The sequence below is a fragment of the Roseateles asaccharophilus genome (genome assembly GCF_031458115.1).
In the GTDB taxonomy this organism is placed as follows: Bacteria; Pseudomonadota; Gammaproteobacteria; order Burkholderiales; family Burkholderiaceae_C; genus Pelomonas; species Pelomonas asaccharophilus_A.
In genome coordinates, this window is sequence record NZ_JAVDXV010000005.1 from 463,515 (window position 1) to 475,213 (window position 11,699).

Here is an 11,699-nt window from a genome sequence, read left to right on the forward strand (position 1 = left end):
AGCAGCGTCGTGGCAGTGCGCCGGTCCCACCCAGCGGCCGCCGTGGAACCGGCTTGGCCGGGCCACTGGCGGCGCCCCCTTGAGGGGGCCGGCGAAGCCGGTACGGGGTGGGCCATGTCAGTCAATGGGTCTTGGTGACCTTGGCCAGGTTTGGCGGGACGTCGGGGTTGAAGCCGCGCGCACGCGCCAGGGCTTCGACCATCGGATAGAAGCTCTGCACCAGCGCGATGGGGTCCAGGTCCTCGCTGCCGGTGGTGACCAGCGGCAGCATCTGCACGCCTGCCGCGCAGGGCGTGCCCTGCGGCGCGGCCAGCAGCACGCGGCCGCCGCGGGTGCTCATCTCTTCGGCGATGGCGATCAGGCCGGCCTGGGCCGGGCCGCGCGGCGCGAACACCAGCAGCGGGTAGCCGTCGCGCACCAGTGCCATCGGACCGTGCTTCACTTCCGCGCCCGAGAAGGCCTCGGCCTGGATGCCGCAGGTTTCCTTCAGCTTCAGCGCCGCTTCCATCGCGACGGCCAGGCCGGTGCCGCGGCCCAGCACGAACAGGCGGTCCTCGTCCTTCAGCACCGGCAGCGCTGCGCTCCAGTCCAGCTTGCTGGCCTGCTCCAGCGCGACGGGCAGCACGTTCAGCGCGGCGCGCAGCGCATCGTCCTGCTGCCAGGCCGCCACGACGCGGGCGCCGGCCACCAGCTGGGCGATGTAGCTCTTGGTCGCGGCGACGCTCTTCTCGGGGCCGGCGTGCAGCTCGAATACGTGCTCGGCGGCGGCGGCCAGCGGCGAGCCGGCCGCGTTGACGAAGGCCACCGTGCGGGCGCCGCCCTCGCGGAAGAATTTGGTCGGCGCGATCAGGTCGGGGCTCTGGCCCGACTGCGAGAACGCCATCGACAGCAGGCCCTCGCAGTGCAGGCGGCTCTGGTACAGCGTGATCAGCGACATGGGCAGCGAAGTAACCAGCCGGCCCAGGCGCGCCATGACCAGGTAGGCCAGGTAGTGGGCCGCGTGGTCCGAGCTGCCGCGTGCGATGGTCAGCACGCCGGCGGGCGGCTGCTCCTGCAGCGCCTGGCCCAGGCGGGCGTAGCTGAGCGGGTCGGCCGCCAACTGGCGGGCCACGGCGTCGGGCGCGCTCAGCGCCTCTTCAAGCATCAACGACGACATCGATCTCTTCACCTTCCACAAACACGCGCCGCACTTGCAGTGCGGCATCCATCACCACCACGTCGGCCCAGGCACCTTCAGCAAGGCGCCCGCGGTCCCACAGACCCAGGTAATCGGCGGCCACCGTCGACACGCGGCGCGCGGCGTCTTCCAGCGGCAGGTCCAGCTTCTGCACGAAGTTGCGCAGTGCCTGATCCATCGTCAGCGCGCTGCCGGCCAGAGTGCCGTCGGCCAGGCGCACACCGCCCATGCACTTCTGCACCGTGTGCTCGCCAAGGCGGTACTCGCCATCGGGCATGCCGGCGGCGGCGGTCGAATCGGTCACGCAGAACAGGCCGGGGATGCAGCGCAGCGCCGCGCGGATGGCGCCGGGGTGCACATGCATCAGGTCGGGGATGAGTTCGGCATGCTGGGCATGGGCCAGCGCGGCGCCAACCATGCCGGGCTCGCGGTGATGCAGCGCGCTCATCGCGTTGAACAGGTGGGTGAAGCCGGCCGCGCCGGCGTTGATCGCGGCCACGCCGTCGTCGTAGCTGCCGTTGCTGTGACCGATCTGCACGCGGATGCCGGCGTCGCGCAGCGGGCCGATCAGCGCAATGTGGCCGGGCATCTCGGGCGCGATGGTCAGCACCTTGATGGGCGCGAACTCGTTGAGGCGCATGACCTCATCCAGCGTCGCGGGAATGGCGTAGGCCGGCTGCGCGCCCAGCCGTCCGGGGCTGATGTACGGACCTTCCAGATGCACGCCCAGCACGCGCGCCGACTGCGGCACACGCTCACGGCAGACCGGGCCCAGCGCCTTCAGTGCGGCCTCGATGTCAGCGATGGGCGCCGTCATCGTCGTCGCCAGCATGCCGGTCGTGCCGTGGCGGGCATGGCGGCGCGCGATGGCCTGGATGGCATCGCCGCCCTCCATCGTGTCGCGGCCGCCGCCGCCGTGCACGTGGATGTCGATGAAGCCGGGTAGCAGCACGGGCCGACCGTCCTCGCCGGCGCGTGCCGAGTCCAGGGAAGCGCCCGCGACGGACGCAATGCGGCCCTGCTCGATGTGCAGATGGCCGCGGACCACGCCCTGCGGCGTGACGATGTCGCCTTCGAGTTTCATCAGTCCCTGCGCATCTCGGCGACGAAGTCGTAGTAATCGCTGCGGCAATAGGAATGCGTCAGCTCGACCGCCTGGCCCGAGGCCAGATAACCCACGCGGGTGATGAACAGCACGGCGGCGCCCAGCGGCACTTCCAGCAGGCCCGCCAGCTTGGCGTCGGCGTTCAGCGCGCGGATGTGCTGCAGCGCACGCACCGGCGCGCGTTCGCCCAGGTGGCCGTACAGCGAGGATTCGACCTTCTGCGGATCCGGCAGCACGCTCTGCGGCAGCACCGAGACCTCATAGGCCATGACGACCGAGTCCGCCAGCCGCAGCCGCTCCAGTCGCGCGACGCGCTCGCCACTCTTCAGCTCCAGCGACAGCTGCTCGTCCGGCGCCGCCGGCGTGAAGCCGCGCAGCAGCCAGCGCGAGCCCGGCACGAAGCCGCGCTGGTGCAGCTCTTCGGAGAAGCTGGTCAGGCGCGTCAGCGGCTGCTCCAGCTTGGGCGCGATGTAGTTGCCCGAACCGCGCTTGCGGATGATGAGCCCCTGCTCGACGAGCCGGTCGATGGCCTTGCGCGCCGTGACGCGCGACAGCTCCAGCTGTTCGGCCAGCACGCGCTCGGACGGCAGCGCCTCGTCGGCGTGGAAGACGCCATCGCGAATGGCGGTCGCGAGGCTCTGCGCCAGCTGCATATAAAGAGGTGACGCCGCGTTGGGATCGGGCTTGAAGTCGAAAGTTGCGCTCATGCGGACATCGTTTCCTGTTGGATTAACCAGAGCGCGCCGGCCACCGGCTCGCCCTGGGGTTCGACGCGGCGGGACTGCAAGGCCGGGCTGAGGCGCGCGCCCAGGCGCTGCGCGATGCTGCCGGCCAGCGCCAGCGGCAAGTTGGGGTGGAGCACCTCGGCCAGCGCGTCCAGCGCGCGTGCCGCGGCGTCGAGCAGCGCCGCCGCGGCGGGGTCGCTGTGTTCGTTGTCGAAGACCAGGCGCGCCAGGCCGGCATAGCCACCCTGCCCCGCCTGAGCGCAGAACGCGAGCAACTGTTCGCGGCTGGCGCCCACGGTCGCGTAAACGTTTTCGGCCAGCGAACCACGCGGGGCGCGGCCATCAAACGCGGCCTGCGCGATCTTCATCGCCTGCTGGCCCAGCCAGGCACCGCTGCCCTCGTCGCCGATCTGCCAGCCCCAGCCGCCGGTCATGCGGCGGCTGCCGTCTTCCAGCAGCGCCTCGGCGACGGAGCCGGTGCCCGAAATCAGCAGCGCACCGGGCCGACCGCCATGCGCGCCCAGCAACGCCACCATGCCGTCGGTGACCAGCGTGAAGCGTGCGACACCGGGGTCGGCCGCCACAAACGACTGCAACTGCGCCGGGACGCCGGTGCCCGACAGGCCCAGCCCGAGCGCGCATTCACGCAGCTCCAGCCCCGGCACGCCGGCCTTTTGAATGGCTTCGGCGATGTGGCGCCAGGCCTGCTCGGTGCCCTGGTTCAGCGCCGATGCGCCGGACTCGCCGCGGCCCACGATGCGACCTTGCTCGTCGGCCACCAGGGCCCGTGTGCTGGTACCGCCCCCATCGATGCCCACCCACCAGCGCACGGGGCGGCCGGAGTTGCGGGAGGTCTTCAGAGCGGGATCAAGAACGAGTGGCATGGTCGACATCAATGAGTCGATACCACTCTAATACCAACGACGGGGGTCGTCAATTGGTTTTAAACTGGTCTGCGCCACCTATTCGGGGCTAGGACTGTCCCCAGTCCCAGCGCGGCGCAGCCCTGGAATCGACAAGAATACCAGTGAGAAACCAACCCGCCAACGCCGCCGTGTTCACATTGCAACCTGCTGCCAGCCCGGCCTTGGCCGACCTGCTGGGCCGTATCGGCCGCGTGTCGCGCCGCCACCCCGCCGTGGCCGACCGGCTGCTGGAAACATTGAGCGCCGGAGCGTTCGCCGCGGCCGACACCGCTGTCGGCGTGGATGCACTGTATGCCCGCTTCGGCCTGCTGGAGCCACGCGGCCGCGCACTGGAATTGCTGCCCGCGCTGGAGCAGGCCGGCGCGCTGGCCGCCGCGGGTCACTTCCCGGTGCAGGCGGCGCGCGTCTGCGAAGCGCTGGGTCGTATTGCCTACCAGCAGGGCGAGTACCAGCTCGCCACCGAGCAATGGTCGCGCGCGCTGGACCTCGCCGAAGTCAGCGGCCACTGCCAAGCCGGCGTGGCGGCGCGCATCGGCCTGGGGCAGATCCACTACGCGCACGCCGACTGGGCGCGCGGCCTGCGGCAGATGCGCGATGCCGCCGAGCATCTCGCTCAAGGCAGCAAGGACAGCGATGACAGCTACCTGGCCGCCAAGCTGGCGCTGAACATCGGCGTGGGCAGTTTCGAGACGGGTGATCTGCCCTCCGCCGAGCGCCACTTCAGCCACGGCCTCGCGGCCGCGCGGCGCGGCGCACACCGCGTGTTCGAGGCCGAGGCGCACTGGCATCTGGCGCGCGCCGCGCTGGCCCGCCAGCGCATGGACTGGGCCGTCGCCGACTGCCGGCTGGCGCTGGACATCGCGGCCCGCCAGGGCTACCCCTGGCTGGAGGCCGCCGCCAGCCGCACCTGGACCGAAATCGCGCTGGCGCGTGGCGACAACCCCTCCGCCGTGCGCTCCACGCGACACGGCCTGGCACTGGCCCAGCGCATCCAGGCCCGCGCACAGGCGCGCCAGGCACACCGCCAGCTCGCCGAGCTGCTGCAGGCCGAAGGCGACGCCGCCGGCGCGCTGGACCACCTGTGGCAACACCTGGCCCTGCAGTCCGAGATCGAGCGGCTCAGCCTGCCCGCACGCACGACGCTGGCCGCGCCACCCGCAGAGGAAGCGGGCGCGCCGGTCACACCGGAGGAGCTGCTGCTGCAGCTGTCCAGCCAGCGCCAACGCCTGGCCGCCACCACGCCGCCCGAGGCGCTCGCCGAGCTGAAAGCCGCCAGCGCGCGCATCCTTGGTCTGGCACATGTGATCCGCTGGCCCTTGGGAGCCGGCGGCATCAACAGCGATGCGCAGCCGCGCTACGTGAACCTGCTGACCCGGCACGGCGCGCCGCTGGCGCTGCCCGACGCCGCGCTGCACCCCTGCCATGACGAACTGGCCGGCATGAGCGGCGCGGCCGAGGCGCGCATCGAGGTGCCGCTGTACGAAGGCGCCCAACTGGCCGGCGCGCTGTGGCTGGTGGACGCGCGCGCCACGCGGGCCTGGACGCGACAGGAACTGTTGATCGCGAGCCAGCTGGCGCTGCTGTTCGAAAGGGTGTGAGCCCCGTCACACGTCGCGCATGCGCCCTTCGCGGGCAGGCGCATCGCGCACCAGCTCGCTGATCAGCTGCGTCTCCGGCATCTGTGCCCAGTAGCGCACCGGCATCTCCTTCTTCATCGCTGCAACCTTGAGTCGCGCCGGGTTGAAGATGCTGCGGTAGTAGGTCAGCCACAGCGCCTCGCCGGCGTCTTCCGGCGGCGCATCCTCTCGGCGCGCCGGACCGGCGCCGGAGAGGCGCTGGCCATCCCAACGCAGGCAACCGCGCGGCGTCAGGATGGCCCAAGGATGTTGCGCGAATCGACGCACGAAGAACGGCGCGGCGGCGCGCAGGATGTGATGCGCCGGCTCGAACCAGGCCACATGCCGGCGGCCGCCCGCGGCGCGCTCGTCGGCCACCTCGCGGAAGCGCACGAAGGCGTGCATCTTGTGGATCTCACGGTCCACCTGGCGGGCCAGCGACTGCAGCCGGCGACGCTCGGGGTCCAGCACGTCGGACCACAGCGCGGGCTCGCGCTGCAAGCGCCGCGCGAACGCGAGCAGCCGGGCGTAGCGCGTGTCGTCGGCATGCATGGCGACACGGCGGCCAAGGTCGTCCCAACCCGCAGGAGGCGCCCACGCGCCAGACACCAGCTCGGCCTGCGCGCCGAACAGCGACGACTGCACACCCACGTCGTGCGTCCAGGCCGCATGGCCGCAGGCCAACAGCGCCGGCAGTTGCGCGGCAAAGCCGTCCCAGTCAGACGGGTGGCGCAGCGGCAGGTTCATGCGAACAGCGTGGCTTGGCGGGGCGGCGCCGCGGGCCGCACCAGCGCCTGCACATCGGCCGCTCGCGGCCGGTGGTCCACGGCGACGAGGAAGGGCAACGCGCGCTTCACGGCCGGGCCCAGCGCGAGCAGGTCGGCGCGCCGCAGCCGGCGGTGCTGGCGCGCGGCCAGCAGCTTGTCCACCGAGCCCACACCCAGCCCCGGCACTCGCAGCAGCAGCTCGCGCGGCGCGCGGTTCACATCCAACGGGAACGAAGCCGGATGCGCCAGCGCCCACGCGAGCTTGGGATCGTGGTGCAGCGACAGGAAGCCGGCCTCGGTGACGATCTCGTCGGCGTTGAAGCCGTAGAAGCGCATCAGCCAGTCGGCCTGATAGAGCCGGTGCTCGCGCAGCAGCGGTGCGGCCTGAGCCGACAACTGGCGGCTGGCGTGTGGGATGGGGCTGTAGGCCGAGTAATAGACGCGGCGCAGGCGCTGGCCGGTGTAGAGCCGGCTGGAGAGCTGCAGCACCGTGCGGTCGTCGGACGCGTCGGCGCCGACGATGAGCTGGGTGCTCTGGCCCGCCGGTGCGAATGACGGCGGCCTGGCGCTGGCCGCCGCAGCGCCAGGCAGCGAGCGCACCGCCTCGGCTTCGCGCTTGGCCTCGCGCGCTGCCTGCAGCCGCAGGTGGATCCGCGACATCGTGCGCTCGATGCCGCCGGCATCCTTCTCGGGCGCCAGCGCCTTCAAGCTCTGCGCGCTGGGCAGCTCGATGTTGATGGACAGCCGGTCGGCATAGCGCCCCGCCTGCTCGACGAGCTCGGCGGACGCATCGGGAATGGTCTTCAGGTGGATGTAGCCCTTGAAGCGCTCGACTTCGCGCAGCCGCCGCGCGACCTCGATGACCTGCTCCATCGTGTAGTCGGGCGTGCGGATGATGCCGCTGGACAGGAACAGCCCCTCGATGACGTTGCGCCGGTAGAAGGACAGCGTCAGCTGCACGACCTCGTCGATGCTGAAGCGCGCACGCTTCACGTCGCTGGACTTGCGGTTGATGCAGTACAGGCAGTCGTACACGCACCAGTTCGTCAGCAGCACCTTCAGCAGCGACACGCAGCGGCCGTCCGGCGTGTAGGCGTGGCAGATGCCGTTGCTGGTGGAGCCCAGGCCCTGGCCGTCGCGCGAGTCGCGCTTCTCCGTGCCGCTGCTGGCGCAGGAGGCGTCGTACTTGGCAGCGTCCGCCAGGATGGCGAGCTTGGTCTGGACTTCCATGCCAACACTGTAATTGCATACAGCCGTCACCAGGTGACCCAAGGTGTATCCAGCGCCAAGTCCTACAGCCCCGCGCAGACCAGCTTCTTAGAGTGCTTCGCAATTGCCAGGAGCCCCCATGCCCAAGTCGCCCCCATCCGCCCCCTCGCCCCAGGTGCAAGTCGGTTCCGGCGGCGAGCCCCATCACATTGCCGTCGGCACGCACCCGCCGCTGACGACCAACCAGGGCATCCCGGTCACGAACAACCAGACCTCGCTGAAGGCAGGCAGCCGCGGGCCCACGCTGCTGGAAGACTTCATCCTGCGCGAGAAGATCACGCACTTCGACCACGAGCGCATCCCCGAGCGCATCGTGCATGCGCGCGGTTCGGCGGCGCATGGCGTGTTCGAGCTGCACACGTCGCTGGCCAAGGTCACGACCGCCAAGGTACTGACCGAAGTCGGCGTGAAGACGCCGGTGTTCTGCCGCTTTTCCACAGTCGCCGGCGGTGCGGGCTCGGTGGACACGCCGCGCGACGTGCGCGGCTTCGCGGTCAAGTTCTACACGCCCGAGGGCAACTGGGATCTGGTGGGCAACAACATCCCCGTGTTCTTCATCCAGGACGCGATGAAGTTCCCCGACCTCGTGCACGCCGTGAAGATGGAGCCCGACCGCGGCTTCCCGCAAGCGGCGTCGGCGCACGACACGTTCTGGGACTTCATCTCGCTGATGCCCGAGAGCATGCACATGATCATGTGGGCCATGAGCGACCGCACCATCCCGCGCTCGCTGCGCTTCATCGAGGGCTTCGGCGTGCACAGCTTCCGGCTGCTGGACGCCAAGGGCCGCGCCACCTTCGTCAAGTTTCACTGGCGGCCGGTGCTGGGCCTGCAGAGCACGCTGTGGGACGAGGCGGTGCAACTCGCAGGCGCGGACCCCGACGCGCACCGCCGCGACCTGTGGACGGCCATTGAGGATGCCCGCTTCCCGGCCTGGGACCTGGCCGTGCAGCTGTTCAGCGAGGCCGACGCCGCGGAGTTCCCGTTCGACCACCTCGACCCCACCAAGCTCATCCCCGAGGAACTGGTGCCGCTCAAGGTCATCGGCCGCATGACGCTGAACCGCAACCCCGTGAACCACTTCGCCGAGAACGAACAGGTCGCCTACTGCCCGGCCAACATCCCGCCCGGCATCGACTTCTCCAACGACCCGCTGCTGCAGGGCCGGCTCTTCAGCTACCTGGACACGCAGCTGTCGCGGCTGGGCACGCCCAACTTCGACCAGCTGCCCATCAACGCGCCCAAGTGCCCTTTCCACACGACGACGCGCGACGGCCACATGCAGACCCGCGTGCCCACCGGCCGCGTCGCCTACGAGCCCAGCAGCCTGGAGCGCGACGCGCCCTATGAAGCACCGCGCGGCTTCCAGAGCTTTGCCGCGCCGGCCGAGCCCGATGCGAAGGGGCGCATCCGCCCCGAGAGCTTTGCCGACCACTACAGCCAGGCGCGCCTCTTCTTCCGCAGCCAGAACCCGCTGGAGCAGGCGCACATGGCGTCGGCCCTCGTCTTCGAGCTGAGCAAGGTGGAGACGCCCGCCGTGCGCGAGCGCATGGTGGGCCACCTGCGCGTCATCGACGCGAACCTGGCCCAGCGCGTCGCAAACGGCCTCGGGCTGGCCACGCTGCCGCCCGCCGCGAAACCTGCCGCGCCCGTGCAGGACCTGCCGCCCTCCCCCGCCTTGAGCATCATCGACAAGACCCCGCCCTCGCTGCAGGACCGCTGCGTGGCCATCGTCTACAGCGACGATTCCGACGCGAAGAAGCTCGCTGCCGTCGACAAGGCGCTGCGCAAGGCCGGCGCCAAGGTGCAGAAGCTCGCGCCCAAGATCGGCGGCGCGAAACTCAGCGACGGTACGCTGCAGGCGCCCGATGCGCGCTTGGCCGGCAGCCCCGCGGCGGCGTTTGACGCGGTGGCGCTGGTGCTGTCGTCCGCCGCCGCGCAGCAGCTCGCGCAGGACGACACCGCCGCCACCTTCGTGCGCCAGGCCTATGCGCACCTGAAGGCCATAGGCCATGACGACGGCGGCAAGGTGCTGGTGGAGGCGCTGCACCTGGTGCCCGACGACGGCGTGTGCGCGCTGGATGCGAAGGCGCTGGTCTTCGTCGAGGCCGCCGCGACACGGCAGTGGGACCGCGAAGAGCGCGTGCACCCGCTGCCCTGACGCAACGCGCGTCATCGGCATTTCACGCATCGCCGCCACAGTGCGGCGCCCGTGCATGCCACCGCTTCCGTTCCCTGCCGACGCGCCACCTTGCCGCGCGGCTTTGGCCTCGTCATCGGTGCGCAGTTCGCTTCCGCGCTGGCCGACAACGCGCTGCTCATCGTTGCCATCGCGCTGCTGGCGCAAGAAGGCTTCGCGCCGTGGTGGGCGCCGCTGCTGAAGTTCGGCTTCACGCTGGCGTATGTCGTCTTCGCGCCGTGGGTGGGCCCGCTGGCCGACGCGTTCGCCAAAGGCCGCGTGATGGCGGCCATGAACCTCGTCAAGATGCTCGGCCTGCTGATGCTGGCCGCCGGCCTGCACCCGGTGCTGTCGTTGGCCGTCGTCGGCGTCGGCGCGGCAGCCTATGCGCCGGCCAAGTACGGCCTCATCACCGAGTTGGCAGAGCCGGAAGCACTGGTGAAGGCCAACGGCTGGATAGAGATCACCGTCGTGTCCGCCGCGCTGCTGGGCGCGGTGCTGGGCGGCGCGCTGGTCAGCCCGGCCTGGCTGGCCTCGGACCTCGCCGCTCTGGGTGATTGGCTGCAACTGCCAGCCGACAAGCTGACCGGCTCGCTGGCCGCGCTGCTGCTGATCTACGCGCTGAGCAGCGGGCTGAATGCCGGCATCCCGGACAGCGGCAGGCGCCAGCGCAGCGAGGCGCATGACCCCGCCACATTGCTGCGCGAGTTCCGCGCGGCCAACCGCACGCTGTGGCGGGACCGCGAGGGCGGGCTGTCACTGGCGGCGACGACGCTGTTCTGGGGCGCGGGCGCCACGCTGCAGTTCGCGGTGCTGCGCTGGGCGGGCGAGGCGTTGGCGCTGCCGTTGAGCGAAGCAGCCTACTTGCAGGCGGCCGTGGCGGTGGGTGTCATCGGCGGCGCGGCGGCGGCGGGGCGCTGGCTGGCACTGCACCAGGCGCGGCTTGGGCTGTGGGCGGGCGTGATGCTGGGCTTGCTGATGCCCGTAGTGGCGCAGGTCAGCGACGTGGCGCTGGCCGCGGTGGTGCTCTGCTTGGTTGGCGCGGTGGGCGGCGCGATGGTGGTGCCGCTGAACGCACTGCTGCAGCACCACGGTGCCACGCTGCTGAGCGCGGGGCGGTCGATTGCGGTGCAGGGGTTCAACGAGAACCTGGGCGTGCTGGTGATGCTGGCAGCGTATGCGGGATGCGAAGCCGCCGGGGTGCCCATCGCGGCGACGCTCAGCGGGCTGGGCTTGCTGGTGGCGGGAGCTATTGCAGCCCTGATCTTGTGTGATGCCCTTGCTCAACGCAGTTCAAAGTCGCATCCGTAATTTCGTGCTGCTGCTGTCCGCTGTTTTGTTGGCATAGTCATCGTGACCAACAAAGTGCAGTAGTCCATGAGTGCACTGCATCGAGTGCTCTTACCGTGCGTCACGTCCACATCTTGAAAATGCGTTCCCTCACACCATCCTTCACTCTTCTCTGCGCGGCACTAGCCGGATGTACCCCCCACTACATTCAGCCAACAAGTGGGGCAATGTCGGAGGTTCGGGTGCGATATGTAGGTAGTGAGGCTTTCGCTATGGTTCACACGTTTGCCGACGCCAACTGCGAAGGCCCGCAAGCTATTGGTGTGATTGGCACTCCGACCATGCTGCCAACGCCGGAAAAAGATGCATCTCGCGGTATTCGGCCGCGAATGCTAGGAAGCACCGGAAGACCAACCGCAGAAACGCTAGAAGTTGCCGTCGCCGCTCGTCGGCCCATCACCCTGCTGTACAGCCAAATAGGCCCGCATGATGTTTTGGCAGTACGCGCTTGCAGCCTCGCTCTAACGTTCACCCCTGAAGCGGGTGAACAGTAAGCAGCCAGGGAACACATGTTGATCTGACCGTGCCTCGGTAGTGAACATCTGTCCGCTTAGAAGGAGGCGGACACGTGAACACTTATGGGGT

9 protein-coding genes are annotated in these 11,699 nt (G+C 69.9%); 3 read left to right on the top strand and 6 right to left on the bottom strand.

Features of this window, described 5'->3' with window-relative positions:
• Positions 1–121 precede the first annotated feature (121 nt).
• Genes J2X21_RS15275 through J2X21_RS15290 form a run of 4 tightly spaced genes read right to left on the bottom strand, consistent with a single transcriptional unit; the run spans position 122 to position 3,891 of the window.
• Complete coding sequence (locus J2X21_RS15275; protein ID WP_310330045.1) at positions 122–1,156, bottom strand: SIS domain-containing protein; 1,035 nt, start codon at positions 1,154–1,156, stop codon at positions 122–124.
• Positions 1,137–2,261 (bottom strand): N-acetylglucosamine-6-phosphate deacetylase, encoded by a 1,125-nt coding sequence (nagA, locus tag J2X21_RS15280; RefSeq protein WP_310330046.1) that lies wholly within the window; start codon positions 2,259–2,261, stop codon positions 1,137–1,139. The genes J2X21_RS15275 and nagA overlap by 20 nt, the downstream gene beginning before the upstream one ends.
• The gene (locus J2X21_RS15285; protein ID WP_310330047.1) at positions 2,261–2,989 is read right to left on the bottom strand and encodes a GntR family transcriptional regulator; all 729 of its coding nucleotides are present in this window, start codon (positions 2,987–2,989) and stop codon (positions 2,261–2,263) included. The genes nagA and J2X21_RS15285 overlap by 1 nt, the downstream gene beginning before the upstream one ends.
• Complete coding sequence (locus tag J2X21_RS15290) at positions 2,986–3,891, bottom strand: glucosamine kinase nucleotide-binding domain-containing protein (protein WP_310330049.1); 906 nt, start codon at positions 3,889–3,891, stop codon at positions 2,986–2,988. The genes J2X21_RS15285 and J2X21_RS15290 overlap by 4 nt, the downstream gene beginning before the upstream one ends.
• 143 nt (positions 3,892–4,034) lie before the next feature.
• Here J2X21_RS15290 and J2X21_RS15295 point away from each other — a divergent pair, with 143 nt between their 5' ends.
• Complete coding sequence (locus tag J2X21_RS15295) at positions 4,035–5,531, top strand: ATP-binding protein (RefSeq protein WP_310330050.1); 1,497 nt, start codon at positions 4,035–4,037, stop codon at positions 5,529–5,531.
• Positions 5,532–5,537: 6 nt separating this feature from the next.
• Here J2X21_RS15295 and J2X21_RS15300 read toward each other — a convergent pair whose 3' ends face one another.
• Both J2X21_RS15300 and J2X21_RS15305 read right to left on the bottom strand, forming a co-directional pair.
• Positions 5,538–6,296, bottom strand: coding sequence for a TIGR03915 family putative DNA repair protein (locus J2X21_RS15300; RefSeq protein ID WP_310330052.1), 759 nt, complete (start codon positions 6,294–6,296; stop codon positions 5,538–5,540).
• A complete protein-coding gene (locus J2X21_RS15305) occupies positions 6,293–7,546 on the bottom strand; it encodes a putative DNA modification/repair radical SAM protein (protein WP_310330053.1) in 1,254 nt (417 codons plus the stop codon). Before J2X21_RS15305 ends, J2X21_RS15300 begins: the two co-directional genes overlap by 4 nt.
• A 118-nt stretch (positions 7,547–7,664) precedes the next feature.
• On the opposite strand from J2X21_RS15305, the gene J2X21_RS15310 reads away from it, so the two are divergent.
• A complete protein-coding gene (locus J2X21_RS15310; protein ID WP_310330054.1) occupies positions 7,665–9,746 on the top strand; it encodes a catalase in 2,082 nt (693 codons plus the stop codon).
• Positions 9,747–9,836: 90 nt separating this feature from the next.
• Positions 9,837–11,075, top strand: coding sequence for a lysophospholipid transporter LplT (lplT, locus tag J2X21_RS15315; RefSeq protein WP_310330055.1), 1,239 nt, complete (start codon positions 9,837–9,839; stop codon positions 11,073–11,075).
• The last annotated feature ends 624 nt before the right edge of the window (positions 11,076–11,699 follow it).

Coding starts and splice junctions, on each gene's coding strand:
- J2X21_RS15275 (WP_310330045.1), bottom strand. CDS start 1,156: ATGTCGTCGTTGATGCTTGAAGAGGCGCTGAGCGCGCCCGACGCCGTG.
- nagA (WP_310330046.1), bottom strand. CDS start 2,261: ATGAAACTCGAAGGCGACATCGTCACGCCGCAGGGCGTGGTCCGCGGC.
- J2X21_RS15285 (WP_310330047.1), bottom strand. CDS start 2,989: ATGAGCGCAACTTTCGACTTCAAGCCCGATCCCAACGCGGCGTCACCT.
- J2X21_RS15290 (WP_310330049.1), bottom strand. CDS start 3,891: ATGCCACTCGTTCTTGATCCCGCTCTGAAGACCTCCCGCAACTCCGGC.
- J2X21_RS15300 (WP_310330052.1), bottom strand. CDS start 6,296: ATGAACCTGCCGCTGCGCCACCCGTCTGACTGGGACGGCTTTGCCGCG.
- J2X21_RS15305 (WP_310330053.1), bottom strand. CDS start 7,546: ATGGAAGTCCAGACCAAGCTCGCCATCCTGGCGGACGCTGCCAAGTAC.
- J2X21_RS15310 (WP_310330054.1), top strand. CDS start 7,665: ATGCCCAAGTCGCCCCCATCCGCCCCCTCGCCCCAGGTGCAAGTCGGT.